General features: G+C 58.8%; 23 protein-coding genes, 2 tRNA genes and 1 pseudogene. 17 read left to right on the top strand and 9 right to left on the bottom strand.

Annotation, left to right across the window (positions count from 1 at the left end):
* Positions 1-21: 21 nt before the first annotated feature.
* Entirely contained in the window at positions 22-630 is a 609-nt protein-coding gene (locus AC54XV_RS07755) for a cold-shock protein (RefSeq protein WP_004406145.1), read from the top strand.
* Between the two features lie 64 nt (positions 631-694).
* On the opposite strand, the gene AC54XV_RS07750 is transcribed toward AC54XV_RS07755, so the two are convergent.
* Positions 695-901: a SlyX family protein gene (locus tag AC54XV_RS07750; protein ID WP_003364741.1), complete on the bottom strand. Its 207-nt coding sequence runs from the start codon at positions 899-901 to the stop codon at positions 695-697.
* On the bottom strand, positions 898-1,329 hold the full coding sequence (locus tag AC54XV_RS07745) for an HIT domain-containing protein (protein ID WP_004406157.1): 432 nt from the start codon (positions 1,327-1,329) through the stop codon (positions 898-900). Before AC54XV_RS07745 ends, AC54XV_RS07750 begins: the two co-directional genes overlap by 4 nt.
* Positions 1,330-2,184: 855 nt before the next feature.
* Here AC54XV_RS07745 and AC54XV_RS07740 point away from each other — a divergent pair.
* The 3 genes from AC54XV_RS07740 (at position 2,185) to AC54XV_RS07730 (ending at position 6,440) form a co-directional block, all read left to right on the top strand.
* Positions 2,185-3,531 carry an OprD family porin gene (locus AC54XV_RS07740; protein WP_003433319.1) on the top strand — a complete coding sequence of 449 codons (1,347 nt, stop codon included), beginning with the start codon at positions 2,185-2,187 and terminating at the stop codon, positions 3,529-3,531.
* A gap of 171 nt (positions 3,532-3,702) precedes the next feature.
* Positions 3,703-5,418, top strand: a complete 1,716-nt coding sequence (locus AC54XV_RS07735) for a proline--tRNA ligase (protein ID WP_496718279.1) — start codon at positions 3,703-3,705, stop codon at positions 5,416-5,418.
* Between the two features lie 65 nt (positions 5,419-5,483).
* Complete coding sequence (locus AC54XV_RS07730) at positions 5,484-6,440, top strand: hypothetical protein (protein ID WP_496718277.1); 957 nt, start codon at positions 5,484-5,486, stop codon at positions 6,438-6,440.
* A gap of 45 nt (positions 6,441-6,485) precedes the next feature.
* Here AC54XV_RS07730 and dinB read toward each other — a convergent pair whose 3' ends face one another.
* Positions 6,486-7,550 (bottom strand): DNA polymerase IV, encoded by a 1,065-nt coding sequence (gene dinB, locus AC54XV_RS07725; protein ID WP_004406165.1) that lies wholly within the window; start codon positions 7,548-7,550, stop codon positions 6,486-6,488.
* 261 nt (positions 7,551-7,811) lie between these two features.
* Between dinB and AC54XV_RS07720 the strand changes: the two genes are divergently transcribed.
* The 4 genes and pseudogenes from AC54XV_RS07720 (at position 7,812) to AC54XV_RS07705 (ending at position 12,496) form a co-directional block, all read left to right on the top strand.
* Positions 7,812-7,888: transfer RNA gene (locus AC54XV_RS07720), tRNA-Met, on the top strand.
* Between the two features lie 205 nt (positions 7,889-8,093).
* Positions 8,094-8,170 (top strand) — tRNA-Met (locus tag AC54XV_RS07715).
* Between the two features lie 374 nt (positions 8,171-8,544).
* Positions 8,545-11,162 (top strand): annotated as a pseudogene (gene mprF / locus AC54XV_RS07710) (bifunctional lysylphosphatidylglycerol flippase/synthetase MprF).
* Positions 11,162-12,496: a virulence factor family protein gene (locus AC54XV_RS07705; RefSeq protein ID WP_004406171.1), complete on the top strand. Its 1,335-nt coding sequence runs from the start codon at positions 11,162-11,164 to the stop codon at positions 12,494-12,496. The pseudogene mprF and the gene AC54XV_RS07705 overlap by 1 nt, the downstream one beginning before the upstream one ends.
* 85 nt (positions 12,497-12,581) lie before the next feature.
* Here AC54XV_RS07705 and AC54XV_RS07700 read toward each other — a convergent pair whose 3' ends face one another.
* Entirely contained in the window at positions 12,582-14,477 is a 1,896-nt protein-coding gene (locus AC54XV_RS07700; RefSeq protein ID WP_024641888.1) for a potassium transporter Kup, read from the bottom strand.
* Between the two features lie 333 nt (positions 14,478-14,810).
* On the opposite strand from AC54XV_RS07700, the gene AC54XV_RS07695 reads away from it, so the two are divergent.
* From AC54XV_RS07695 to tsaA, 6 genes are all read left to right on the top strand, one after another.
* Positions 14,811-15,902 (top strand): catalase family protein, encoded by a 1,092-nt coding sequence (locus tag AC54XV_RS07695; protein WP_024641887.1) that lies wholly within the window; start codon positions 14,811-14,813, stop codon positions 15,900-15,902.
* Positions 15,903-16,213: 311 nt separating this feature from the next.
* A complete protein-coding gene (rimO, locus tag AC54XV_RS07690; RefSeq protein ID WP_058398526.1) occupies positions 16,214-17,557 on the top strand; it encodes a 30S ribosomal protein S12 methylthiotransferase RimO in 1,344 nt (447 codons plus the stop codon).
* Positions 17,558-17,659: 102 nt separating this feature from the next.
* Positions 17,660-18,100: a GNAT family N-acetyltransferase gene (locus AC54XV_RS07685; RefSeq protein WP_004406183.1), complete on the top strand. Its 441-nt coding sequence runs from the start codon at positions 17,660-17,662 to the stop codon at positions 18,098-18,100.
* 92 nt (positions 18,101-18,192) lie between these two features.
* Positions 18,193-18,903 carry an rRNA pseudouridine synthase gene (locus AC54XV_RS07680; protein WP_003339519.1) on the top strand — a complete coding sequence of 237 codons (711 nt, stop codon included), beginning with the start codon at positions 18,193-18,195 and terminating at the stop codon, positions 18,901-18,903.
* 79 nt (positions 18,904-18,982) lie between these two features.
* Positions 18,983-19,444, top strand: coding sequence for a YehS family protein (locus AC54XV_RS07675; protein WP_003409371.1), 462 nt, complete (start codon positions 18,983-18,985; stop codon positions 19,442-19,444).
* Positions 19,445-19,454: 10 nt separating this feature from the next.
* Entirely contained in the window at positions 19,455-20,147 is a 693-nt protein-coding gene (tsaA, locus tag AC54XV_RS07670; RefSeq protein WP_024643240.1) for a tRNA (N6-threonylcarbamoyladenosine(37)-N6)-methyltransferase TrmO, read from the top strand.
* Positions 20,148-20,243: 96 nt separating this feature from the next.
* On the opposite strand, the gene fpr is transcribed toward tsaA, so the two are convergent.
* Positions 20,244-21,023 (bottom strand): ferredoxin-NADP reductase, encoded by a 780-nt coding sequence (fpr, locus tag AC54XV_RS07665; RefSeq protein ID WP_002554680.1) that lies wholly within the window; start codon positions 21,021-21,023, stop codon positions 20,244-20,246.
* 123 nt (positions 21,024-21,146) lie between these two features.
* Here fpr and AC54XV_RS07660 point away from each other — a divergent pair, with 123 nt between their 5' ends.
* Entirely contained in the window at positions 21,147-22,073 is a 927-nt protein-coding gene (locus AC54XV_RS07660) for a LysR family transcriptional regulator (RefSeq protein ID WP_003339525.1), read from the top strand.
* Between the two features lie 18 nt (positions 22,074-22,091).
* Here AC54XV_RS07660 and AC54XV_RS07655 read toward each other — a convergent pair whose 3' ends face one another.
* The 4 genes from AC54XV_RS07655 to AC54XV_RS07640 form a co-directional block, all read right to left on the bottom strand.
* Positions 22,092-22,457, bottom strand: a complete 366-nt coding sequence (locus AC54XV_RS07655) for a diacylglycerol kinase (protein ID WP_003364775.1) — start codon at positions 22,455-22,457, stop codon at positions 22,092-22,094.
* Positions 22,458-22,540: 83 nt separating this feature from the next.
* Positions 22,541-23,188, bottom strand: coding sequence for a response regulator transcription factor ErdR (gene erdR / locus AC54XV_RS07650; RefSeq protein ID WP_003319664.1), 648 nt, complete (start codon positions 23,186-23,188; stop codon positions 22,541-22,543).
* Between the two features lie 15 nt (positions 23,189-23,203).
* Positions 23,204-23,386 carry a hypothetical protein gene (locus tag AC54XV_RS07645; RefSeq protein WP_011266990.1) on the bottom strand — a complete coding sequence of 61 codons (183 nt, stop codon included), beginning with the start codon at positions 23,384-23,386 and terminating at the stop codon, positions 23,204-23,206.
* 46 nt (positions 23,387-23,432) lie between these two features.
* Entirely contained in the window at positions 23,433-24,143 is a 711-nt protein-coding gene (locus AC54XV_RS07640) for a tRNA-uridine aminocarboxypropyltransferase (RefSeq protein WP_004406193.1), read from the bottom strand.
* Positions 24,144-24,397: 254 nt separating this feature from the next.
* On the opposite strand from AC54XV_RS07640, the gene AC54XV_RS07635 reads away from it, so the two are divergent.
* On the top strand, positions 24,398-24,814 hold the full coding sequence (locus AC54XV_RS07635) for a quorum-sensing-regulated virulence factor family protein (protein ID WP_004406195.1): 417 nt from the start codon (positions 24,398-24,400) through the stop codon (positions 24,812-24,814).
* A gap of 193 nt (positions 24,815-25,007) precedes the next feature.
* Complete coding sequence (locus tag AC54XV_RS07630; protein ID WP_060409005.1) at positions 25,008-26,120, top strand: LOG family protein; 1,113 nt, start codon at positions 25,008-25,010, stop codon at positions 26,118-26,120.

Here is a 26,120-nt window from a genome sequence, read left to right as displayed (position 1 = left end):
CTTGCATGTGAGCTTTTTAAAATGTTGAAAATCGTCCATCTGGTAACGGGAGCAGCAGCCCTGTTGCTCTCTTTCATACCTAGCCTGCGTAGTGAAGCGGCATCTCTCTACCTGCAAAATCCTGACGCGATCTGCTTGGCTTTTCTAGGGCTGCTTAACCTGATACTCGCTCCGGTCATTCCTTACTGGAATCGAGGCCCGCGTCATAATCTGCAAAATCTGGTCAGTGCACTGCTTGTCATTGCGGTAATCGTACAAACGCTAACCTTGCTTGTTCCTCTACCCGGCATCGCAGGTCAACCCGCCATTCTGGTGAGCCTGGCTGTCGCCATCGCAGCCGTCGCCTTGCACCTGGGCGTCAGCTTTTACAGGTCTTACACGCCCTCGTCCGCGCCGCAAAGCCACGACATGGGGAATCGTGATACTGGCACCGTAAAGTGGTTCAACACCTCCAAGGGCTTCGGCTTCATCTCCCGGGATTCCGGCGACGATATTTTTGTGCATTTTCGTGCCATTCGCGGTGAGGGTCATCGCGTACTGGTCGAGGGGCAACGCGTCGAATTTTCCGTGATGAACCGCGACAAAGGCCTGCAGGCCGAAGATGTCATTGCAGCCCTGCCCCGCCGCTGATTGTTTCAAGCAACAAAAAACCGCGACCTCCTGACGGAAGTCGCGGTTTTTTTATGGCAGCCGATCAATAGTGAGGTGGCGGCGCATCTTCCTCGAAGGTCTCGAACTGACTGCCCATTTCCTCCTGACGCTTGAGCATCGCCGCCATCTGCAGTTGCAGATGATCAAGCTCGCGCCGCTGCTTTACCAGCACGTCATTGAGCGCCTGGATCGTATCGTCCTGAAAGGCCATACGGCTTTCAAGCTCCATGACTCGCTCTTCAAGGCTCATGATTGCTCCTCCTCAAATCGGAAATCATTTGTCAGTACCGGCTTCAGTTGCTGGCGGATTGCCGAGAACTGTTCGTCAGTATAAGCGATGGCAGCCTGCTTGCCCCACACGGGCGCAGGCCAGGCGGCATCGTCACGCTTGCGCACGATGACGTGCATATGCAGCTGGCTCACCACGTTCCCCAAGGCGGCAACGTTGATTTTATCCGCATCGAAGAGCTCGTTCAGCACCCTGGACAGTGCAGTCGTCTCCTGCCACAACTGCACCTGATCTGCAGCGCTCAGCTGAAAGACTTCAGTGATCTCAGCCCGACGCGGCACCAGAATGAACCATGGGTAGTGACTGTCGTTGGAGAGCAGTAACCGGCACAACGGAAAGTCGCCAATCGGCAGGGTGTCTTGTTGAAGACGGGAATCCAGAACGAACACGATAAAAAGCTCCTGACTGCCAGGTAAATGCACCTGCCCTGCCTGTGGCAGGGTGCTGCGATAGGCAGGCAGGATACTAGGCTTCGCGTGAGGCTTCACCTATGCACCAGAATGCACCCACCACAACGGTCGCTGCACCAATTTGACGCCACTGAATGACGGCAGATCCCGCTGCAAACAGCCACACGTTGAACCAGTGCCTTACAATTGCCTGCCTGACGTACATGAAAATGAAACATCCACTGCCTCACCATGACCGCCACCAGAGCAATGCTCCAGGTTCAGGCGAATCCGATAAGGACTGCACCAAAATCACACACTGCTGTTGCGACAGCAACAAAGCGGATTCGTTTTCTACTCAACGTGAGCCGATACCGGTAACGTTTTGGGCAATCAGGGCAGCGCTCATCCTTGGCGAGGAAAAGCCACAGGTATTTTTAAAAAATAAAAATGGCTAACAAAAACATGTAGATAGAGCAAAAATGCGATCCTGATTCTGATTTTTCACAAATTTTTTTCATTTTCGGAAACTTTGTGCACGCTTGTTGCTTTATCACCCATATGATCAAGGCACCCCTGGCGGAAAACAGGGGTGGCAGAATCAAGGGAAACAAGGCTTGCGACCCTGAGGGACGCTGTGACGGACCGCACTTTGATCAATCAGACAAGGTGCAGAATGCCACTACAGGCTAGCTCGGCTGCGCGTCGTAAAGATTCTGAAAGGATAAGGCTGTAGCTATAGCAACCCAAGTCAGCGTGATATAGATTCCGCCGACAAAAATAGAAAGAGCCGCCCAGATAAAAAAACAGGTGGGACGGCAGACAAATCTTCTAAAAACCAAAGGAGCAATCACGATGAGAGTGATGAAGTGGAGCGCAATCGCACTGGCCGTTACGGCAGCCAGCGCCCAAATGGCAACAGCCGCACCTTTCGTCAGCGATCAGGCTGATGCCAAGGGCTTTGTGGAAGGCAGCACGCTTGACCTGAAGTTGCGCAACTATTATTTCAACCGTGACAAGAAAAACAACCCTGCTCCAGGCGGTCGCAGCGACAAAGACTGGACCCAAGGCATCTGGGCCAACTTCAGCACCGGCTACACTCAAGGCACCATCGGTGTAGGCGTTGAGGCATTCGGCTATGGAGGCCTCAGGCTTTGGGGTCTCGACAAATACTCAGGCTCTGGAAACCTGGTCACTGACGCCAATGGTGATAACGAGGCTACGCAGGGCAAGCTGGGCGGCGCTGTAAAATTCCGCGTATCGAAGACTGAATTGAAAATCGGCGACATGCAGCCTACCAGTCCAGTATTTGCGGTTGGCGGATCACGCCTGCTACCTCAAACCGCTAGCGGTCTAAGCCTGCAAAGCAGTGAGATTGCAGGTCTTGATCTTGAAGCAGGACACTTCTACTCGGGCACAAGCCAGGATGACACGAGTCACGACGGCAGCATCTGGGCAACTTACGCAAACGGCTTCAACGGCCTGAAAGCCAGCAGTGCAGATTTTGTTGGCGGCAAGTACGCAGTGACCGATGGTTTGGGCGTGGCTTTCTATGCAGCCAAACTCGAAGACATCTGGGATCAGTACTACGGTAACGTGAACTATGCATTGCCTTTGGGGAATGATCAGTCACTGGCTTTCGACGTCAACCTGTACCGCACCCTTGACGAAGGCAGCGCTAAAGCTGGGTCGATTAACAACACCACTTACTCGGCGTCGGCGGCTTATTCGTTCCTGGCAGCGCATACCATTACCGTTGCGTACCAGAAAGTCGACGGCGATACGCCGTTCGACTATATCGGTATAGGCGACAACAATCGTGGCGGCGACTCTATTTTCCTGGCCAACTCCGTTCAGTACTCCGACTTCAACGGCCCAGGCGAGAAATCGTGGCAAGTGCGCTACGACCTGAACATGACGCCTTACGGCGTTCCTGGCCTGAGCTTCATGACACGCTACCTCAACGGTGACAACATTGATGGCACCAAAGTAGACGCGTCCAGCGCCTATGCCAATATGTATGGAGCTGACGGCAAGCACCACGAAACCAACCTGGAAGCCAAATACGTCGTACAGACTGGCCCGGCCAAAGACCTTTCCTTCCGTATGCGTCAGGCATGGCACCGTGGTAACGATGCCCAGGCAGATGGCGACGTCAACGAGTTCCGCCTGATCGTCGATTACCCGATCTCGATCCTGTAATCACCGCTCAGCACTCGTTAATAGAAGAAGCCCGGCACATGCCGGGCTTTTTCATGCCCCCAAGAAAGCACTCCAACACCACCTGCAAGCCAGCCCCGCCCTGTACGCGACCGGCACAGCGCCGTACAATGCCAGGTCATTTCCTGTCTCAGCAACCGACAACGGCCAACCATGCGCACCAGTCAATTTTTGCTCGCCACACAGAAAGAAACCCCTTCCGATGCGGTCGTGGTCAGCCATCAGCTGATGCTGCGCGCCGGCATGATTCGCAAGCTGGCCTCCGGCCTCTACACCTGGCTGCCCATGGGCCTGCGCGTACTGCGCAAGGTCGAAGCCATCGTTCGTGAAGAAATGGACGCCGCAGGCGCACTCGAAATTCTGATGCCCGGCATTCAACCCGCAGAACTGTGGCAGGAATCCGGACGCTGGGAGCAGTATGGCCCGGAGCTGATGCGTCTGGTCGACCGCCACAACCGTGAGTTTTGCCTGGGCCCGACCCACGAAGAAGTCATCACCGATCTGGCACGCAATGAGCTCAACAGCTATAAACAGCTGCCGATCAACCTGTACCAGATCCAGACCAAATTCCGTGACGAGATCCGCCCGCGCTTCGGCCTGATGCGTGGACGCGAGTTCGTCATGAAAGACGCCTACTCGTTCCATGCCGATCAAGAATCGCTGCAGGTCACCTACGACCGCATGCATCTGGCGTACAGCAACATCTTTACCCGACTGGGCCTGAAGTTTCGCCCGGTCGAAGCGGATAACGGCTCGATTGGTGGCGCAGGCTCGCACGAATTCCACGTACTGGCCGAATCCGGCGAAGACGATATCGTGTTCAGCGACGGCTCCGATTACGCAGCCAACATCGAAAAGGCCGAGGCGATTCCTCGCGAGAAGACGCGCCCTGCCGCGACCGAAGAGTTGCGTCTGATCGACACACCGAACACCAAGACTATCGCCCAACTGGTCGAAGGTTTCGGTCTGCCGATCGAGAAAACCGTCAAGACCCTGGTGGTGCATGCTGCCGAAGAAGGCAAGCTGATCGCCCTGATCATCCGCGGCGATCACGAGCTCAATGAAATCAAGGCCAGTCAGCTGGAACAGGTCGCCAACCCGCTGGTCATGGCGTCCGAAGCCGAACTGCGCGACGCCATCGGCGCAGGCGCGGGCTCACTGGGCCCATTGAACCTGTCACTGCCGTGCATCATCGACCGCTCTGTCGAGCTGATGAGCGACTTCAGTGTCGGTGCCAACATCGACGACAAACACTATTTCGGCGTCAACTGGGAGCGCGATCTGCCGGTTCCGACCGTTGCCGACCTGCGCAACGTGGTTGCGGGCGACCCAAGCCCGGACGGCAAGGGCACGCTGGAAATCAAGCGCGGCATCGAAGTGGGTCACATCTTCCAGCTGGGCACCAAGTACAGCGAAGCGATGAAGTGCCAGGTGCTGGGTGAAAACGGCAAGCCGGTCAATCTGGCGATGGGTTGCTACGGCATCGGTGTTTCCCGAGTGGTTGCCGCTGCCATCGAACAGAACAGCGACGAAAACGGCATCATCTGGAACGACACCCTCGCGCCGTTCCAGATTGCGCTGGTCCCGCTGCGCTACGAGACGGACGCCGTTCGTGAAGCGACGGACAAACTCTACGCCGACCTGACGGCTGCCGGTTTTGAAGTACTGCTCGACGACCGCGACAAGAAGACCAGCCCGGGCATCAAGTTCGCCGACATGGAACTGATCGGTATCCCGCACCGTATCGTGGTCAGCGACCGAGGCCTGGCCGAAGGTAATCTGGAATACAAGAGCCGTACCGAATCGCAACCGCAAGCCATTGCGGTTGCGGACGTGCTGTCGTTCATCCAGGGCAAAGTGAACCGCTGAGTCAACGTGCGCACCTGCTCGCAGGTGCGCCGCTCTTCACTCGCCCAATCCGCATCAGAGATCCCATGCTCAAACGAAGCACCCTAAGCCTCGGCAGCGCCGTTCTGTGCGGCTCATTTCTCGTCGGCGGCTGTGCCAACCAGCTCTCTCAGCGCAGCGAGCACGAGGAGCGAGTCGAACGCAAACTGCTCGAACACACCCTGCAAGTCGATATCGGCGAACCCAAGACACTGGAGTTGCCGCAACGCCGCGTGCGGATTCACGAGCACAAATCGTTCGAGGTCACCGACTTTGAAGTCACCCGCCACTATGACCGCTATACGCCTTACCAACCGTGGCGGGAGGTCTACGAGATCCCCCTCGGCGCAGTCGCTGTTGTCGCAGGTGTCGGGGCTAACGTGGTCAACGTGTTTGCGCTGGGTAATCTGCCGGAAAGCATGACCAAGGACTGGATTCACTATGGCGTGGCAGGTCTGAACCCGTTCATGAACGCCCCGTCCCACGGTCGCGCCGAGCAGAATCTGGCGAGCATCGACGAAGTTCAGAAGGACAAGCGGATCGAGAACTCCACCCTGCCCTGGAATGAACGCCTGGTGATGGTCAAGGCTGGCAATGAAACTCACGAAATGAGCACCGACCGCAACGGCATCCTGCGCCTGAACCTGCTGGACAGTCCGTTTGCCGAACAGGACCTGAGCCGCATAACGCGCATTTATATCAATGTCGAAGACGATCAGGACAGCGCGCACACGAGCGCCAGTTTGCCAATCAGCCATTCGCTACGCGGCAAGTTGCTGGAGGCGCACGCCCTGATCTACGACGACCTTGAAGATGATGAGGTCAGCCAGTGGGTGCATCGCGTCAAACGTCTTTCTGACATGGGACTGGAAGAAGAAGCCAGCGAGCTGGAACAGAACCTGATCGAACTGACGCGCAACGACCCGCAACTGCAGGGTGAATTTCTCAAGTCGCTCGCCAGAGACGCTGGCCGCCTGGTCGCCGTTCCTGCCCAGAGCCAGTAAAAAAAGCCCGCAACATGAAAGGCCGCGGCGTTTAACCGCGGCCAGTCATTGTCGAGAGAACAATTCCAGTTGCTCATGGGCTGCACGCAGGTCGTGCAGGCGCACGCCTATGCCCAGCAACCTGACCGGCTTGCCACCGCGGGCGAACGCCTGAGCCAGCAACTGTTCATAACTGCCCAGATCCCTTCCGGCTCCGGACTGCTCCAGAGTCGTCTGCGTAAAGTCATGAAACTTCACCTTGACGAACGGCTTGCCGGGCCGGTACTGCCCTTCCATTCTGGCCATCCGGCCACTCAAGGTTTCCAGCAGGTCGGGCAGCTTTTCCAGGCAGGCCGCCAGATCAGGCAGATCCGTGTCGTAGGTATTTTCAACGCTGACTGACTGACGTCGGCTGTCATTCTGCACCGGTCGGTCATCAATGCCGTGCGCCAGACTCCAGAGGCGCTCACCGAAGCTGCCGAATTCCCGGACCAGCGCGAGCTTGCTGCGGCTTCGCAGGTCGGCGCAGTCGACGATACCCAGCCGGCCGAGTTTGTCTGCGGTGACTTTGCCTACGCCATGAAGCTTGGTGACCGGCAAGGAAGCGACGAATTCCTCGACCTGATCCGGCGTAATGACGAATAACCCGTTGGGCTTTTTCCAATCGCTGGCGATCTTGGCGAGAAACTTGTTGGGCGCAACGCCCGCCGACACGGTGATGTGCAACTGATTCGAGACCCGACGACGGATGTCCTGCGCGATGCGCGTGGCGCTGCCGGAAAAGTGCCCGGCCTCGGACACATCCAGAAAGGCCTCATCCAGAGACAGCGGCTCTATCAGGTCGGTGTAATCGCGAAAGATCGTGTGGATTTCCCGCGATGCTTCTTTATAGGCATCCATGCGCGGCTTGACGATGGTCAGGTCCGGGCAGAGCTTGAGCGCATGCCGGGACGACATGGCCGAACGCACGCCATAGGCGCGCGCCTCGTAATTACAGGTCGCAATCACCCCGCGCCGCTCCGCAGAGCCGCCTACCGCCAACGGTTTGCCGGCGAGGTCGGGCTCGTCACGCATTTCAATGGCTGCATAAAAGCAGTCACAGTCGATGTGGATGATTTTGCGCTGCGTCATGACCTGATGGGATTTTGCAATCAATGGCCGGGCAGTATCTCATTCGTGCCGCCAAGTAACATCCAATGATGCGAAAGGCCGCCACGAAAAGTAGTCAAAAGCCCATCACGCATGACCGAAACAGCTGCAAAGCCCCGTCATGCAAGCGCCGATGCCGTGCAGATCGATCATTTGGATCCGCTAAGCGTTTGAAGAAAAAGCACTTTTTTAAAACTAACCATTGACACCTTGTCATCTCTCTGTAGAATGCCGCCACACAGACGCGGGATGGAGCAGTCTGGTAGCTCGTCGGGCTCATAACCCGAAGGTCGTCGGTTCAAATCCGGCTCCCGCAACCAAACATCAGAAAAGGCTACTCGAAAGAGTGGCCTTTTTTGTGCGTGCCTGAAAAGCCCTCTTCTCAAGCCCTGACCTGCACGCCGTCGTGGCCCTCTGCCTTGGCTATAGAGCGTGCACAATGTGCACAATCTGCTATTCATTTGCATGCTTTGCGGATTAAGGGTTGACACTTCAGCGTTCGGCTGTAGAATGCCGCCACACAGACGCGGGATGGAGCAGTCTGGTAGCTCGTCGGGCTCATAACCCGAAGGTCGTCGGTTCAAATCCGGCTCCCGCAACCAAACATCAAGAAAGGCTACTCGAAAGAGTGGCCTTTTTTGTTTCCGGTAAAAAAGTAGCGCGGGCAACGGCTAACTGTCTGACAAAAAAGACTATTTCCAAAGCCCTTTGAAACCCTATCATCACATCTGTAACGTAATGCGTGCATTTACGACAGTTTTTGCGTGCGCTGCCGATAGGTGTTACTAAGCTGAATCACGACTGAACCGTAGCTGAACAGCATCACCCGGCTCGATTCGCCATTCGCTCGTTAGACGTTGACGCGCTAACATCCTGAAATATTTTCTGCGTAGGGATTGGTAACTTGGCTGCATACCTCCATCCTGTCGCGCACGATCCAAGGAGTGATTGATGCGCGACAACATGTCCGATTCCAATGAAACCATTGATGCAGAGCAACCCGTCAGCCCACCACGCCATAACTGGCGGGAGCTGCTGAGCAAATACCGACAGCCCATCGGGCTGGCGGTGATGCTGCTGTTGTTCAGCCTGGCCCTTATAGCCTGCCGCCACATGCTGGTCGAAATGGACTGGTATGCGCTGCACGACTCGCTGTTCGCAGTCCCCCTGCCCGCCCTGGGCGGTGCGCTGCTCGCGGCAATCGTCGGCTATATCATTCTGATGGGCTATGAACTGTCCGCCAGTCGATACGCCAATGTCGACCTGCCTATCAAGACGCTGCTTCTCGGCGGCTTCACCTCATTTGCCATCGGCAATGCGGTCGGCCTGTCGATGCTGTCCGGTGGCTCGGTGCGCTACAGGCTTTATTCACGCCATGGCGTAGGCGCAATTGAAATCGCCCGCATGACCGTGTTCGCCAGCCTGTCACTGGGCTGTGCGCTGCCGCCGCTGGCTGCACTGGCCACGCTGAGCAACCTGTCAGGCGCGTCACTGGCCCTCAAGCTTCCCGTCGACGTGCTGGCTGTAGTCGCTACAGCGGTGTTGATCGGCAGCCTGCTGCTGGCGGTGTTAATCTACCGTCGACGCCTGCCGGAACAGGACATCCCGCACAATATTCTGGTTCGTCTCGGTCGTCGCACCTTGCGCCTGCCGGATTTGAAGCTGACGCTGATTCAGCTGGTGATCACCGCGCTGGACGTCGCCGCCGCAGCGATGGTGCTGTACCTGCTGCTGCCGCATGCGCCGCCGCTGGGTGCATTCATCCTTATCTACCTGCTGGCGCTCGCTGCTGGCGTGCTCAGCCATGTGCCTGGTGGCGTCGGCGTGTTCGAGGCGATTCTGCTCGCAGCCTTTGCCAACGAACTGGGTGCCGCGCCGCTCGCCGCTGCACTGCTGCTGTACCGCCTGATCTACGTGATCCTGCCGCTGCTGCTGGCCTGCCTTACCCTGCTGTTCACCGAGGCTCAGCGCCTGCTGCCGACCAGGCAGGCCATGCGCGTCGCCTCAGGACTGGCGGCACCGATTCTGGCACTACTGGTTTTCTTGTCGGGGGTGGTGCTGCTCTTCTCTGGTGCCACCCCTGAAATCGATACCCGTCTGGAAAACGTCGGCTTCATGATCCCGCATCGACTGATCGATGCGTCGCACTTTGGAGCCAGTCTGGTGGGTGTGCTGTGCCTGCTGCTCGCCCAGGGCCTGCGTCGCCGGCTGTCGGCTGCCTGGATGCTGACCTCTATTCTGCTGCTGGTAGGTGCAGTGCTGTCGATACTCAAGGGCTTCGACTGGGAAGAAGCCAGCATGCTGCTGCTGACCGCCTGCCTGCTGCTGACTTTCCGCCGTTCGTTCTACCGTCCAAGCCGCCTGCTGGAGCTGCCGTTCTCGCCGGTCTACCTGATTGCCAGCATCTGCGTGGTCGGTGCCTCGATCTGGCTGCTGCTGTTCGCCTATCAGGACGTGCCCTACAGTCACCAGTTGTGGTGGCAGTTCACCCTCGATGCAGACGCCCCGCGCGGCCTGCGTTCGGCGCTCGGCAGCGCCGTGCTGCTGGTAGTGGTTTCGCTGACCTGGTTACTGCGTACTGCCAGACCGGTCATCAAGCTGCCCGACGCCGCAGATCTGGACAAGGCGGCCGAGATCCTCAAGGCCTCCAAACAGCCCGATGGCGGCCTGGTGCTCACCGGCGACAAGGCGATCCTGTTCCATCCGGCCGGCAATGCGTTCCTGATGTACTCGCATCGCGGCCGCAGTCTGGTAGCACTTTACGACCCGATCGGCCCCACACAACAGCGTGCCGAGCTGATCTGGCAGTTCCGCGACCTGTGCGACGTGCACCATGCGCGCCCGGTGTTCTATCAGGTACGTGCAGAAAACCTGCCGTTCTACATGGACATCGGTCTCACGGCCATCAAGCTGGGTGAAGAAGCGCGCGTCGACCTGCATCGCTTCGACATCGACGCCAAGGGCAAGGAGATGAAAGACCTGCGTTACACCTGGAACCGGGGTGGCCGCGACGGTCTTTCGCTGGAGATCTACGAACCGGGCCAGGCGCCGATCGACGAGCTGAAAGTGATTTCCGACGCCTGGCTGACGGGCAAGAATGTCCGCGAAAAAGGCTTTTCGCTGGGCCGTTTCAGCACTGAGTACCTGAAGTACTTCCGCATTGCCATCGTGCACTTCCAGGGCAAGCCGGTCGCGTTCTCCAACCTGCTGGAAACCACCAGCCCGGAACTGGCCAGCCTGGACCTGATGCGCTCCCACCCGGATGCACCCAAGCTGACCATGGAATTCATGATGGTCGGCCTGATTCTGCATTACAAAGCCCAGGGCTACGCGCGCTTCAGCCTGGGCATGGTGCCTTTGTCGGGTCTGCAGCCACGACGTGGCGCACCCATCACCCAGCGTCTGGGTTCGATGATCTTCCGCCGTGGCGAACAGCTGTACAACTTCCAGGGGCTGCGTCGCTTCAAGGACAAGTTCCAGCCCGATTGGGAACCTCGTTATATGGCCGTGCCTGCCGGACTCGATCCGCTCGTGGCACTGGCTGACACCGCCGCCCTGATTGCGGGCGGCCTGACTGGATTGGTGAAACGCTGATGATTCGACGCTCCTGGCGCCTTTTGCTCGCAGCTCTGGTAATTGTTCTTTTAATCGTGGCGCTGGGAGTCTGGGTCTGGACCCGCCCCGCTCCGCCCGCATCACTGGAACACTCGAACCTTGACGGGGGCGCGCCGCTGACCAGCGTAACGCCGGCCACCAGCATCAAGACCCGTATCGCACTGGCCGTCACCGCTGAAGACATGCTGAGCGACAAGCAATTGCTGGCGATCAGCAAGGATGCGTCGGCACGCATCATTCAGGTGGTGCTGCCCAAGGACGACTGCGTCCTGCAACAGAAGACCTTTCAGGACGCTCTGACGAAGCTCGACGGCCCGGCAAAGGTCGTCGGTGGCATAGGCCCGGGCGCAACCCTGGCCTGGCGCTGGCTGGCCGGGCAGACCGATGACCAGGCGCAGGCCATTTCCGTAGGTTTTGCGCTCGAGCACGTGTCTAATCCTCCGCCCGTTGTGGAGGAGGACGAAAAGCCGCCGCAGATCTGCGACGTGCCGCTGCCGCAGAAGGCTGCGCACGGTCACTGGCTGGCCGCCTGGAACGACGCGCCGGATGATCCGAGCGCAGCGTTCGTGCGCGATCAGAGCAACGCCGACACCAGCATCAGCGACTACGACATCCCGTTGCCTCAGGTGCTCAATACCGAACTTCGTCATCTGTTGCTCGGCGAGAATGACAGTGGCGGACTGGGTATACCGACGGTCGAAGTTCCGGCCAGCCAGCCTTCCGACACCGTGACGCTGTTCATGTCCGGTGACGGCGGATGGCGCGACCTGGACAAGGTCGTGGCCGGCGACATGGCCAAGATGGGCTACCCGGTGGTGGGCATCGACGTACTGCGCTACTACTGGGAACACAAGACGCCGGAACAGACCGCCGTCGACCTCACCGACCTGATGAACCACTACCGTCAGAAGTGGGGCACCAAGCGCTTCATTCTGGCGGGCTACTCGTTCGGTGCTGACGTCATGCCGGCTATCTACAATCGCCTGGCGGCAGACGATCAGAATCGGGTCGACGCGATTATTCTGCTTGCCTTCGCGCGCACTGGCAGCTTCGAGATTCACGTCGACGGCTGGCTTGGCAACGCAGGCAAGGAAGCCACCACCGGACAGGAAATGGCCAAGCTGCCAGCCGCCAAGGTGTTCTGCGTTTACGGCGTCGAAGAGAAGAAAGACAGCGGTTGCACTGACACCACCGCCGTCGGCGAAGCGGTTCAGTTGCCAGGCGGTCATCACTTCGATGAGGACTATCCGGCGCTGGCCAAACGTCTGATCGACGCGATCAACAAGCGTCAGGGCAAGACTGCCGCTCAGTAACGCCACAGTCTGCGACAAAAAAATCCCGGCACCGTGAGGTGGCCGGGATTTTTTTATCTGCGCTGCCGGACAACCCGGCCAACGCTTACATCTCCACTTGCGTACCCAACTCGATCACCCGGTTGAACGGCAGCTTGAAGAAGCGCAGGTTGCCGTTGGCGTTCTTGAGCATGAAGGCGAACAACGCTTCACGCCAGCGAGCCATGCCATCCATCTTGGACGGGATCACGGTCTCGCGGCTGAGGAAGTACGTGGTGCGCATCGGACTGAAGTCCAGCTCCGGCAAGTGACACAAGGCCAGCGCAGCCGGTACGTCAGGCTCATCGATAAAGCCGAAGTGCAGGATCACCCGATAGAAGCCTTCGCCATAGGATTCGACTTCGAAGCGCTGAGCGGACGGCACACGCGGCGAATCTTCATACACCACGGTCAACAGCACCACTTGCTCGTGCAACACCTGGTTGTGCAGCATGTTATGCAACAGCGCATGGGGTACGGCATCCGAACGTGCAGTCAGGAACACTGCCGTGCCCTGTACCCGGTGCGGCGGCTGGACGCGAATGCTGCCGATGAAGATCGGCAATGGCAGGCCGCCCTCGTCGATTCGCTCCGCGAGCAACTGCTTGCCGCGCTTCCAGGTGGTCATGAGGATAAACAACACCGCGCCCGCCAGTACCGGGAAGGCCCCGCCCTGGAAGATCTTCGGCACGTTGGCCGCGAAGAACAGACCGTCCACCAGCAGCAGGCAGATCAGCAACGGAACAGCCAGCAATGGCGGCCATTTCCAGAGCATCAGCATGACCGTCGACACCAGAATGGTGGTGCAGAGCATGGTTCCGGTCACCGCGACGCCGTAGGCAGACGCCAGCGCGCCAGACGATTCGAAGCCGATCACCAGCAGAATGACACCCGCCATCAGCGCCCAGTTGACGGCACCAATGTAGATCTGGCCTTGCGCGTCGCTGGAGGTGTGCTGGATGTGCATGCGCGGAATGTAGCCCAGCTGGATCGCCTGCAGTGTCATCGAGAAGGCACCGGAGATCACCGCTTGCGAGGCAATGATGGTCGCCATCGTCGACAGACCGATCAGTGGCAGCAGCGCCCAACCCGGCGCCAGCAGGTAGAACGGGTTACGAACCGCTTCAGGGTTGCCCAGCACAAGCGCACCCTGGCCGAAATAGTTGAGCAGCAGCGCAGGCAGCACGAGGATGAACCAGGCACGCGAAATCGGCTTGCGGCCGAAGTGGCCCATGTCGGCGTACAGCGCCTCGGCCCCTGTCAGGGCAAGCACCACAGCACCCAGAATGGCCACACCGATGCCCGGATGGATGATGAAAAAATTCACACCCCATGCCGGGTTGACCGCTTTCAGCACTTCCGGCGACTGCATGATGCCGTAGACACCCAGCGCGCCGAGCACCAGAAACCAGATCACCATCACCGGGCCGAACAGCACGCCGATACGCGCGGTGCCATGACGCTGAATCAGAAACAGGCCCACCAGCACAACCAGCGCCATGGGCACGATCCAGTGATCGAGGCCATCGAACGCCAGCTCCAGCCCTTCCATCGCCGACAACACCGAAACCGCCGGGGTGATCATGCTGTCACCGTAGAACAATGCGGCGCCGAACAGGCCGAACACCACCATCATCATTTGCAGCCGGGGATGCTTGGCCGAAGCGCGCCGCGCCAGGGCCATCAGCGCCATGATGCCGCCCTCACCCTGGTTATCGGCACGCAGGACGAACGCCATGTACTTGAACGAAACCACCCAGATCAGCGACCAGAAGATCAGCGACAGCACCCCGAGAATCGCGTCATGGGTCACTTCTACGCCGTAACCACCCTGAAACACCTCCTTGAGGGTGTACAGCGGACTGGTGCCGATGTCGCCGTAAACCACCCCTACTGCGGCGATCAGCAGCCCGATGGGCTTGGCAGCGCCTCCGGCCTCCGCATGACTGTTTGCTTGACTCATCCACTACTCCCGGAAACCAGACATGAGGTTCAACACTGAGAACATCACAAGGCGTAACAATTCAGATTCAGCCAGACATTGACATGCCTCGGCGCGATGGCGCGAAGCATAACGCAGCACTCGTCGTAATTCTTGGTGAAACGCAGATCGTCGCAACGATCCAGCCTGCCACCACGCCTTGATCACTGCCGGATGAAGGCGTTTTTCGAGGCAGCGTTTCTCATGGAACGACAAAAATATCGGCCGGTCATTAGTTAAGCCTGCCGCCTCAGGGGTCTTCAAGAACCGCACCGACGCCCGGGCACCCTGATTACCTCTGACCGAGATGCTCTGATGACCACACAAAACCTGACTGTCCAGCCTTTACCCTTCCAGCCCTCATTTGAAGTCGTTCCGGATGATGAAGCGCAGACCAGCAAAGAGCTGGTCGAAGCCATGCATTCCATCCTCGAGACCACTTATCAAGATACAGGGCACGCCATTCGCAGTGTGCATGCCAAGGCTCACGGCTTGCTCCACGGTCAGATTCAAGTGTACGGCGACCTGCCCGAGCCATTGGCCCAGGGTGCCTTCGCCAGGCCCGGCAACTTCCCGGTGGTCATGCGCTTCTCGACCAACCCGGGCGACATCCTCGACGACAAGGTATCAACGCCTCGAGGCCTGGCCATCAAACTGGTCGGCGTCGAAGGCCCGCGCTTGCCCGGCAGCGCAGAGGCAACCACCCAGGACTTTGTCATGCAAAACGCCAAGGCGTTTACTGCCAAGGACCCCAAAGCGTTCTTGAAGACCCTGAAGTTGCTGGCCAAGACCACCGACAAGGCGCCGAGCATGAAACGCGCGCTGTCTGCCGTCCTGCGTGGCATCGAGTCGGTGATCGAGTCTGCCGGAGGCGAAAGTGGCACACTGAGAAGTCTCGGCGGGCACCCGATGACCCACATCCTGGGCGAGACGTTCTACACCGTCGTACCGTTTCTGTACGGCCCCTACTACGCCAAACTCAGTGTCGTGCCGGTCTGCGCCGAATTGATTGCACTGACCGACAAGGCTGTGGACCTGAAAGACAACCCGGACGGTCTGCGCGAAGCAGTCAAAGCGTTCTTTCTTGAACACGATGCCAGCTGGGAAGTGCGCGTCCAGTTGGCCACGGACCTGGAAAAAATGCCGATCGAGGACGCCTCGGCGATCTGGCCGGAAGACCTCAGCCCTTACGTGGCCGTGGCTCGAATCGATGTGCCCCGCCAGTCATCGTGGTCGGAGCAAAACGTCCAGGAAATCGACGAAGCCATGGCATTCAGCCCGTGGCATGGCCTTGAGGCGCATCGTCCATTGGGCGGCGTCATGCGCGTGCGCAAACCGGCCTATGAACACTCGGCGGGCTTTCGCAGCCAGCACAACGGCTGCCCGATGCATGAACCGCGGCGCTGAGAGCATGTGACAGCCAGTCCAGGCCTGCGCAGTCGGGCCTGGACTTCATTCAAACTGTCACTGCCGCCCTTTGCAACATCGGCTATTTCCCTCAATACACTGCGTGTGCCGGCGTTACTGCCGGTCGTGATGCGATCGGCTCGTCAAGCGCTGGCCCTGGCTGCGTCTCGCGTACGTCGTAATTCTCATGCAAACGCTGGTCATCCTGCCCACTCGCCGCTAGAATTGCGCACTTTTTGATCAGAGGCGCAGCAAGCGCCCAGTCAGCGCCTGCGCTTCGCGTCCGGGCGCCCTTCACGCCGAGGTTTGCCATGTCCACCGTCACCACGCCGTCCGCCCCCAAGGTTGGATTCGTTTCACTGGGTTGCCCAAAGGCACTCGTTGACTCTGAACGCATCCTGACCCAGCTGCGCATGGAAGGTTACGAAGTCGTTGCGACCTACGAGGACGCCGACGTGGTGGTGGTCAACACCTGTGGCTTCATCGATACGGCCAAGGCCGAGTCGCTGGAAGTGATCGGCGAAGCCATCAAGGAAAACGGCAAGGTCATCGTGACCGGCTGCATGGGCGTCGATGCGAGTGTCATTCGCAATGTGCATCCGAGCGTGCTGTCGGTGACCGGCCCGCAGCAGTACGAGCAGGTGGTCAACGCGGTGCATGATGTGGTGCCGCCCCGCCAGGATCACAATCCGTTGATCGACCTGGTGCCGCCACAAGGCGTCAAACTGACTCCGCGCCACTACGCGTATCTGAAAATTTCCGAAGGCTGCAACCACAGTTGCAGCTTCTGCATCATCCCGTCGATGCGCGGCAAGCTGGTCAGCCGCCCGGTGGGTGATGTACTGGACGAAGCCAAGCGCCTGGTCAAATCCGGCGTAAAGGAACTGCTGGTCATTTCCCAGGACACCAGCGCCTATGGCGTTGACGTCAAATACCGCACCGGTTTCTGGGACGGTCAGCCGGTCAAAACCCGCATGACCGAGCTGTGCCAGGCGCTGGGCTCGATGGGTGTCTGGGTGCGCCTGCACTATGTCTACCCGTACCCGCACGTCGACGAACTGATCCCGTTGATGGCCGCGGGCAAGATCCTGCCGTACCTGGACATCCCGTTCCAGCACGCCAGCCCGAAAATCCTCAAGCTGATGAAGCGTCCGGCCTTTGAAGACAAGACGCTGGCGCGCATCAAGAACTGGCGTGAGCAGTGCCCGGACCTGATCATCCGCTCGACCTTCATCGTCGGTTTTCCCGGCGAAACCGAAGAAGACTTCCAGTACCTGCTGGACTGGCTGACCGAAGCGCAGCTGGACCGGGTTGGCTGCTTCCAGTACTCGCCGGTTGAAGGCGCGCCCGCCAATCTGCTGGACGCGGCCATCGTGCCGGACGACGTCAAGCAGGATCGCTGGGATCGCTTCATGGCTCATCAGCAGGCAATCAGCGCTGCGCGCCTGCAGATGAAAATCGGCAAGGAGATCGAAGTGCTGATCGACGAAGTCGACGATCGTGGTGCCGTGGGCCGCTGCTTCTTCGACGCCCCGGAAATCGACGGCAACGTGTTCATCGGCCTGGACGACGGCAGCACCGTTCAGCCCGGCGACAAGATCATGTGCCGAGTGACCGATGCCGACGAATACGACCTGTGGGCCGAAATGCTCTAAGTACTCTCCCTGGTCGCAAGCGAAAGCCCTGCCCTTTAACCGGCAGGGCTTTTTCGTCTCTGGCTGTTGTCTATCCAGGACCGGCTTAAAGGAGGACGCGAGATGCAGCTATACACACCGGATACCCATGATTACCCGGAAATGACCGAGGTATGGGAACGCTCGGTGCGCGCCACCCATGACTTTCTGCCAGACGCCTACATCACCCGGCTCAAGGGGCTGCTGCCGCAGTATCTGGGCAGTGTGACCCTGTTCTGTACAAGGGATGAGCAGCTCAACATCACCGGCTTTGCGGGTGCGCACAAGGACAGTCTGGATATTCTGTTCATCGACCCGGACCATCGCGGCCAGAAGCTGGGCACGCAGTTGCTGACTCATGCAATCGAGCAGTTCAATATCCGCGAGCTGGACGTCAACGAGCAGAATACGCAGGCATTGGGGTTTTACCGCAGGCATGGTTTCGAGGTTGTCAGCCGCTCTGAAATCGATGGTCTGGGCCAGCCTTACCCCATGCTCAGAATGCGCCTGATCAGTCGTAACTGACACCGATTGCAGCGCAAATGCAATGTTGCCGCGATTAACCGTCGCCGGGCGGTTACAATGGCGACTTTATTTTAGCAAACGGCTTTTTTGTCATGACAGACCCCATTCGCCTTTCCAAACGCCTTATCGAGCTGGTCGGTTGCTCCCGCCGGGAGGCCGAACTGTTTATCGAGGGTGGCTGGGTCACTGTGGACGGCGAGGTCATCGAAGAACCGCACTTCAAGGTCAGCACCCAGAAAATCGAGCTCAGCCCGGACGCCAAGGCCGACTCGCCCGAGCCGGTGACGATCATCCTGCACAAACCCGCCTCGGCAAGCGCCGAAGAAGCGTTGCAGATGATCACGCCGGGTACGCTCTCCGTAGAGCACAGCTACAGCAAGCGTCCGCTCAAGGGCCATTTCATGCGCCTTGAGGCGATTTCAAGCCTGCAGGCCAACGCCAGCGGCTTGATGGTATTCAGCCAGGACTGGAAAATCCTGCGCAAGCTCACCGATGACCGCAGCAAAATCGAGCAGGAATACGTGGTGGAAATCTCGGGCGAGATGGTTGCTCACGGCCTCAATCGGCTGAACCACGGCCTGACCTACAAAGGCAAGGAGCTGCCAGCCGTGAAAGCCAGCTGGCAGAACGAGAACCGCCTGCGCTTTGCAATGAAAAACCCGCAGCCCGGCATCATCGCCCTGCTGTGCGAGGCCGTCGGCCTGAAGATCGTCGCTATCCGCCGCATCCGCATCGGCGGCGTGTCCATGGGCAAACTGCCCGAAGGCCAGTGGCGCTACATGACGGCCAAGGAAAAATTCTGACCCTCGCGCCACCCACCTTATTACAGCGCGCATGACCACCGTCATGCGCTGCCCTACGACTTATCAGGAAACACGCCTCATGATGAACAACGATGTACTGCGCAGCGTGCGCTACATGCTCGATATCAGCGACAGCAAGATTGTCGAGATCACCGCACTGACCGGTTTTGAAGTGTCGAAGAGCGATGTCATCGCTTTCATGAAAAAAGAGGAAGAAGAAGGCTATCTGGATTGCAGCGATGAAATCATGGCGCACTTCCTCGATGGCCTGGTCTACTTCAAGCGTGGCAAGGACGACAGCCGTCCGCCACAGGCGATCGATTTGCCGATCACCAACAATATCGTCCTGAAAAAACTGCGCGTGGCGTTCGAACTGAAAGAAGACGACATGCACGCCATCCTCAAATCAGTCGACTTCCCGGTTTCCAAACCAGAACTGAGCGCCCTGTTCCGCAAGGTCGGACACACCAACTACCGCGCCTGTGGCGATCAACTGCTGCGCAATTTCCTCAAGGGCCTGACCCTGCGCGTGCGTGGCTGAATCGGTCCCGATGAGCTACAACGTCTCCCCTGTCGGCTTCGTGCGCTCCTGCTTCAAGGAGAAGTTCGCCATCCCGCGCCAGCCACAGCTGGCACCGGCGGCACGCGGCGTGCTGGAGCTGGTGCCACCTTTCGATCAGGGTGAAGCGGTTCAGGGGCTGGAACAGGTCAGTCACGTCTGGCTGCTGTTTCTGTTCCACCTGACACTGGAAGACAAGCCACGCCTGAAGGTGCGCCCGCCGCGCCTGGGTGGCAACCAGTCGATGGGCGTGTTCGCTACCCGCGCAACCCATCGCCCCAATGGCATCGGCCAGTCGGTGGTCAAGCTGGACAAGGTCGAGCCCGGGCGACTCTGGCTGTCCGGCATCGACCTGCTGGATGGCACGCCGGTGCTGGACATCAAGCCCTATGTGCCCTACGCCGACGCAATCGCCGACGCGACCAACCACATCGCCAGTGCTGCGCCAGACCTGATACCGGTGCGCTGGCAGGAGGCCGCGCTGCAACAGGCTCGTGAACACGCGTTGCGCCTGAACGAGCCGCTGGTCGAACTGATCGAGCAGTGCCTGGCCCAGGACCCGCGCCCGGCCTATCAGCTGCCCACGCCGGAACGTCGCTATGGTGCTCAGTTCTGGGATCTGGACGTGCGCTGGCACTACCCGCAGGCCGGCGTGATTTGCGTGCTTGAAGTGCTGCTCGCCTGAGGCTGCTGCTGATCTGAACTGATCGAGGCAACAAATCCCGCACAACAAAAACCCGCCTGATCCACTCAAGGAAGAGGCGGGTCTTGTGCAGCCGGCTTACTTCTCGACGAACGCACGCTCGATCAGATAGTCGCCCGGCTCACGCATACGCGGCGAAACGGTCAGGCCGAAGCTGTTGAGCACTTCGCTGGTCTCGTCGAGCATGCTCGGGCTGCCGCACAACATGGCACGGTCGTCCTGCGGGTTGATCGGCGGCAGGCCGATGTCGCTGAACAGCTTGCCACTGCGCATCAGGTCAGTCAGACGACCTTCGTTCTCGAAAGGCTCGCGGGTGACCGTCGGGTAGTAGATGAGTTTGTCACGCAGCGCTTCACCGAAGAATTCATTCTGCGGCAGGTGCTCGGTGATGAATTCGCGATAGGCGACTTCGTTCACGTAACGCACGCCGTGGCAGAGGATGACTTTCTCGAAACGCTCGTAGGTTTCGGGATCCTGGATGACACTCATGAACGGCGCAAGGCCGGTACCGGTGCTCAGCAGGTAAAGATGCTTGCCCGGCTTGAGATCGTCCAGCACCAGCGTACCCGTAGGCTTCTTGCTGATGATGATCTCGTCACCTTCCTTGAGGTGCTGCAGCTGGGAAGTCAGCGGGCCGTCAGGCACCTTGATGCTGAAGAATTCCAGATGCTCTTCCCAGTTCGGGCTGGCAATCGAATAAGCACGCATGAGCGGACGACCGTTTGGCTGCTGCAGACCGATCATCACGAACTGACCGTTCTCGAAACGCAAACCAGGGTCGCGGGTGCACTTGAAACTGAAGAGGGTGTCGTTCCAGTGGTGGACGCTGAGGACACGCTCGTGGTTCATGTTGCTCATGTACGTGAGGACTCCTGAAAAAATAGTGCGCGCAGAAGCACTGCGCTATTGCGCGACATTCTAGTGGCAGACACAATATCTGTTAAATGAATTATCAAGATATAGGTTATCGGTTATATAGATATGCGATTTACTCTCCGTCAGCTCCAGGTATTTGTGGCCGTCGCCCGGCAGGAAAGCGTCTCCAAGGCCGCAGTGCTGCTTTCGCTTTCGCAGTCGGCTGCCAGCACCTCCATCACCGAGCTGGAGCGCCAATCGAGCTGCCAGCTGTTTGACCGTGCCGGCAAGCGCCTCAGCCTCAACGCCACCGGCAGACAATTGCTGCCCCAAGCCGTCGCGCTACTCGATCAGGCCAAGGAAATCGAAGACCTGCTCAACGGTAAATCAGGCTTCGGTTCACTGGCGGTCGGGGCGACGCTGACAATCGGCAATTACCTGGCGACCCTGCTGATCGGCGGCTACATGCAGCGCCATCCGGAAAGCCAGGTCAAGCTACATGTCCAGAACACGGCGCATATCGTGCAACAGGTTGCGCACTACGAGATCGATCTGGGCCTCATCGAAGGCGATTGCAGCCACCCGGACATCGAAGTGCAATCCTGGGTCGAAGACGAACTTGTGGTGTTCTGCGCCCCGCAGCATCCGCTGGCCAAGCGCGCCCAGGTAACCCTGGAAGAGCTGACCCATGAAGCCTGGATACTTCGGGAACAGGGCTCAGGCACACGCCTGACGTTCGATCAGGCGATGCGTCATCACCGTAACGGGCTGAATGTCCGACTGGAGCTTGAGCACACCGAAGCCATCAAACGCGCAGTCGAATCCGGGCTGGGCATTGGCTGCATTTCCAGACTGGCGCTGCGTGATGCCTTTCGTCGCGGCAATCTGGTCGAACTGGCTACGCCCGAGCTGGACCTGGCCAGGCAGTTCTACTTCATCTGGCACAAACAGAAATACCAGACCTCGGCCATGCGCGAGTTTCTCGAACTGTGCCGCGCGTTCACCGCCGGGGTGCAGCGCAGCGACGAGATCGTGCTGCCCAGCCTGTATTGACGATCTGTACCAAAGGCGTCAGCCCAGCAGAATGATCGCCCACACCAGGCCGATCATGCTCAGGGCGATGAACTGGGCAGCACTGCCCATGTCCTTGGCGTTCTTGGACAGCGGGTGCAGGTCCAGCGAGATGCGGTCAATGGCCGCCTCTACGGCCGAATTGAGCAGCTCCACGATCAGCGCCAGCAGGCACACGGCAACCAGCAGGGCATGCTCGCCCTTGCTGACGTGCAGGAAAAACGACAGCGGGACCAGGACCACGTTGAGCAGTACCAACTGGCGGAAAGCCGCTTCACCTTTGAAGGCTGCGCACAAACCGTCCAGTGAATAACCCGCGGCATTAAGAATACGTTTCAGACCGGTTTGGCCTTTGAAGGGCGACATAGAGAGGCTGCTGTGTAAAAAAGATGAGGAAAGCTAAGGCAATAAAGGTCAAAAAAGCGTGAATGCTCGCAACCTGAAAGCCGTCAGCTGGACGAAATGGACTCAAGCTGCTGTAACAACAATGCTGCCTGGGTACGCGTGCGTACGCCAAGCTTGCGGAAAATGGCTGTGACATGTGCCTTGATGGTCGCTTCGGACACGCTGAGTTCGGAAGCGATCTGCTTGTTCAGCAAGCCTTCACAGACCATCGTCAGCACTCGAAACTGCTGAGGCGTCAGGCTGGCAAGGCCTGCGCTGGCAGCCTTTGCTTCGTCTGAAACACTGATCACTTCATTGACCTGCGGCGGCCACCAGACGTCACCGTCAAGCACCGTGCGTACCGCCTGCTGAATGACTTCCAGCGAGCTGGATTTGGGAATGAAGCCGCTGGCACCAAACTCTCTGGAGCGCACCACGATGGAGGCTTCTTCCTGCGCCGAGACCATCACCACCGGTATCTGCGGGTACTGGCCACGCAACAGGACCAGCCCGGAGAAGCCGTAGGCCCCTGGCATGTTCAGGTCCAACAGAACCAGATCCCAATCAGCCTTCTCCCCCAGGCGCGACTCAAGCTGGGCAATGCTTTCTGCCTCGACCAGCCGTGCGTCAGGCCCCAGGCCAATGCTCAGCGCCTGATGCAGCGCACTGCGAAACAGGGGATGATCATCAGCGATCAGGATGTCGTAGGTCATGTAATGATCCTGTTTTTATAGTGAGGGGCCGAAGACTCGGCCGCCCAGCAAGGCTGGCGAACGCACAGTGCGAAACCCGAAGCGGGCCCCGGTGCCCTGCCAGACCAGATGAATCGGCTTCCAGGCGGCGCCAAGCATGCCCAGCATGGCCATGACGGTCAAGCGCGAAGCGTCGATACCCGGGAACATAGATGGCAATTAGCCAAACCCGTGCAGTTCGGCAGCCCCTGGTTATGAACAGCCTTCAAATGAACGCCTTCAAGTGGGTATGCGCCGCGTCGTCGGGATCGATCGGGTTCTGGTACTTGGCGCCCAGGTAATGAGCGCTGAACACGTCCAGATAAGCATCCAGCACTCCGCTGGCACTGGCGTCACCGGCCAGTTCCAGACACAGGGCGGCCACTTCCGCCGTGCAGAAGTGATCGTCACGCCTCGATCGACGCAAACGGTAACGCGAGATCTGCTCGGGCTCCAGACTCAAGACCGGAAACCGCTCCAGATACGGGCTCTTGCGAAACATCTTGCGTGCTTCGGTCCAGGTGGCATCCAGCAGAATGAACAGCGGGCGCTTGCCATCCAGGCGCGAGACCCTGTTGACCACGCGCTCCTCGGCGACAAATTCTCCGGGAAAGACGATGTAGGGCTGCCACTGCGGGTCGTCCAGCAAGGCGAGCAATTGCTCATCGACCTCTATCCGCGACCAGAGGAAGGCATGAGTGTCCTGGATGACATCGGCGATCAGCCAACCAGTGTTGGTCGGCTTCAAGGGCTCGGTGTCATACATCAGCAGGCAGATGCCTGAGTCGGCAGCGACGCTGGGTCGCCATTCGCACAGACAATAGCTGGAGATCACCCGGCATTCCGGGCAGCGCGGCGCGCGCGAGCCTCGGGCAATAAAAGGCCTGGTACTGCGGGCCAGACGCTCATCGCGCAGGCGGGACACGGCATGGCTCATTACAGGACACACCTGCGGGGGAGATACATCGACACCACAAAGACTCGGCAGGACTAAAGTGCGCGCAGTTTATCAGAGCCCCGGCACTTCAACGCGCTTTCGGTACGGCAGCCTCTTTTCGTCCAGAGTCTAGGCCCGAGGAAGACTCCTGCTCTATACTGCTGCGCCACAGCACCCCGCGCTATCGGTGGGCTGCCCGGAACGCACTTTGAAGTCGCTGGTCCAACGGCCAGTGACTTAATCAGGAGAGTTTAATGCTGCGCCTTATCGTACCCACCCTTACGCTTTTGCTCGTTACTCCACTGTGCGCCCAGGCGGCGTCGAAACAGGAGTTCGAACTCAGCAAGATGCTGGAAAAAGTCGCTAAGGAAAGCAGTGTCGGCACGCCGAGAGCGATCAACGAAGACATCCTCGATCAGGGCTATACCGTCAGCGGCAACCAGCTGATCAACCACCTGAGCGTTCGTGAAGGCCAGGCTCAGCAGATGCGCGCCAACCCGGACGTGATGCGCAACCAGTTGGGCAATAGCGTGTGCCACAACAATGGTTTTCGCCAGTTGATGACCAAGGGTGCCGTACTCAAGTATCAGTTCACCGAGTACAAGACCAACCGCCCGGTTGCGACGCAGACCTTTCAGGCTTCCGACTGCACTGTAAAGCCCAAGCAATAAGCCACGCCCGACATGTAGCCTCCCCCCGCGCGCCTGTTCTTCAGGCGCGTCATTCGAGCAGTACTCAAGACATCCTGCAACCAATCCACCCTGGCAATGAACAGGGAATGGGTAGCCTTTCTCTGCAAACCGGGACATCATCGATTCAACACGCCCCACCGGGCCATCGATCCTGCAGGAGGAAAAATCCCGAATGCCGTATGTACCTGACGATCTTCTATCCCGACACTTTCAAAGCGACGGTCTCGACCTGACCAGCAAGATTGAAGAGCACATCAATGAGGTGGCTCCGGGCACGAAAAACCTTCCGCTGTACCGCGACATGATGCTCACCGTGTTGCGCATGGCCCAGGATGACCGTAACCGCTGGGACGTCAAGATAACGCTGCAGACCCTGCGCGAACTGGACAAAGCCTTTCGGGTGCTAGAGCGCTTCAAGGGCCGCCGCAAAGTCACTGTCTTCGGCTCCGCTCGTACACCAATGGAACATCCGCTGTACGCCCAGGCCAGAGAGCTGGGAGAAAAACTGGCCAGCTCCAACATGATGGTCATCACCGGCGCAGGCGGCGGCATCATGGCGGCAGCCCATGCCGGTGCAGGCTTGAAACACAGCCTCGGGTTCAACATTACCCTGCCCTTCGAACAGCACGCCAACCCGACGGTAGAGGGCAGCGAAAACCTGCTGCCCTTCCACTTCTTCTTCACGCGCAAGCTGTTCTTCGTCAAGGAAGCCGACGCGCTGGTGCTATGCCCAGGCGGCCTCGGAACTCTGGACGAAGCCCTGGAAGTGCTGACGTTGATACAAACCGGCAAAAGCCCGTTGGTGCCTGTGGTATTGCTGGACACGCCTGGCGGGAGTTTCTGGCAAGGTGCGCTGGACTTCATCAAGCACCAGTTGCAGGACAATCACTACATTCTGCCAGCCGACATGAAGCTGATGAGGCTGGTTTACAGCGCCGACGAAGCGGTGCAAGAGATCAACCGGTTTTACGCCAACTTCCATTCCAGCCGCTGGCTGAAAAACAAGTTCGTGATCCGTATGCATCATGCGCTGAGCGAGCAAGCTCTGGAGCACATGCAGGAAGCGTTCGCTGACTTGTGCATCAATGAAAACTTTCACCAGCACAGTTATCAGGGCGAAGAACACGATGAAGCGCAGTTCAGTCACCTGACACGACTGGCGTTCACCTTCACAGGCCGCAATCAGGGCAGGCTTCGTGAACTGGTGGATTACATCAACCAACAGGAAAACTGGGAAGACGCTTCAGCGACCAGGGACGCAGCTCAGAAACGGGCGCCACAGTAA

Source organism: Pseudomonas fragariae (ex Marin et al. 2024) (assembly GCF_059621105.1).
The sequence above is the reverse complement of the archived record's forward strand: the minus strand, read 5'-3'. Positions and strand labels throughout refer to the sequence as shown.

Excerpts from the sequence above, each read along its gene's own strand:
- AC54XV_RS07755 (WP_004406145.1), top strand. The coding sequence starts at position 22 with ATGTTGAAAATCGTCCATCTGGTAACGGGAGCAGCAGCCCTGTTGCTC.
- AC54XV_RS07750 (WP_003364741.1), bottom strand. The coding sequence starts at position 901 with ATGAGCCTTGAAGAGCGAGTCATGGAGCTTGAAAGCCGTATGGCCTTT.
- AC54XV_RS07740 (WP_003433319.1), top strand. The coding sequence starts at position 2,185 with ATGAGAGTGATGAAGTGGAGCGCAATCGCACTGGCCGTTACGGCAGCC.
- AC54XV_RS07735 (WP_496718279.1), top strand. The coding sequence starts at position 3,703 with ATGCGCACCAGTCAATTTTTGCTCGCCACACAGAAAGAAACCCCTTCC.
- AC54XV_RS07730 (WP_496718277.1), top strand. The coding sequence starts at position 5,484 with ATGCTCAAACGAAGCACCCTAAGCCTCGGCAGCGCCGTTCTGTGCGGC.
- dinB (WP_004406165.1), bottom strand. The coding sequence starts at position 7,550 with ATGACGCAGCGCAAAATCATCCACATCGACTGTGACTGCTTTTATGCA.
- AC54XV_RS07705 (WP_004406171.1), top strand. The coding sequence starts at position 11,162 with ATGATTCGACGCTCCTGGCGCCTTTTGCTCGCAGCTCTGGTAATTGTT.
- AC54XV_RS07700 (WP_024641888.1), bottom strand. The coding sequence starts at position 14,477 with ATGAGTCAAGCAAACAGTCATGCGGAGGCCGGAGGCGCTGCCAAGCCC.
- AC54XV_RS07695 (WP_024641887.1), top strand. The coding sequence starts at position 14,811 with ATGACCACACAAAACCTGACTGTCCAGCCTTTACCCTTCCAGCCCTCA.
- rimO (WP_058398526.1), top strand. The coding sequence starts at position 16,214 with ATGTCCACCGTCACCACGCCGTCCGCCCCCAAGGTTGGATTCGTTTCA.
- AC54XV_RS07685 (WP_004406183.1), top strand. The coding sequence starts at position 17,660 with ATGCAGCTATACACACCGGATACCCATGATTACCCGGAAATGACCGAG.
- AC54XV_RS07680 (WP_003339519.1), top strand. The coding sequence starts at position 18,193 with ATGACAGACCCCATTCGCCTTTCCAAACGCCTTATCGAGCTGGTCGGT.
- AC54XV_RS07675 (WP_003409371.1), top strand. The coding sequence starts at position 18,983 with ATGATGAACAACGATGTACTGCGCAGCGTGCGCTACATGCTCGATATC.
- tsaA (WP_024643240.1), top strand. The coding sequence starts at position 19,455 with ATGAGCTACAACGTCTCCCCTGTCGGCTTCGTGCGCTCCTGCTTCAAG.
- fpr (WP_002554680.1), bottom strand. The coding sequence starts at position 21,023 with ATGAGCAACATGAACCACGAGCGTGTCCTCAGCGTCCACCACTGGAAC.
- AC54XV_RS07660 (WP_003339525.1), top strand. The coding sequence starts at position 21,147 with ATGCGATTTACTCTCCGTCAGCTCCAGGTATTTGTGGCCGTCGCCCGG.
- AC54XV_RS07655 (WP_003364775.1), bottom strand. The coding sequence starts at position 22,457 with ATGTCGCCCTTCAAAGGCCAAACCGGTCTGAAACGTATTCTTAATGCC.
- erdR (WP_003319664.1), bottom strand. The coding sequence starts at position 23,188 with ATGACCTACGACATCCTGATCGCTGATGATCATCCCCTGTTTCGCAGT.
- AC54XV_RS07640 (WP_004406193.1), bottom strand. The coding sequence starts at position 24,143 with ATGAGCCATGCCGTGTCCCGCCTGCGCGATGAGCGTCTGGCCCGCAGT.
- AC54XV_RS07635 (WP_004406195.1), top strand. The coding sequence starts at position 24,398 with ATGCTGCGCCTTATCGTACCCACCCTTACGCTTTTGCTCGTTACTCCA.
- AC54XV_RS07630 (WP_060409005.1), top strand. The coding sequence starts at position 25,008 with ATGCCGTATGTACCTGACGATCTTCTATCCCGACACTTTCAAAGCGAC.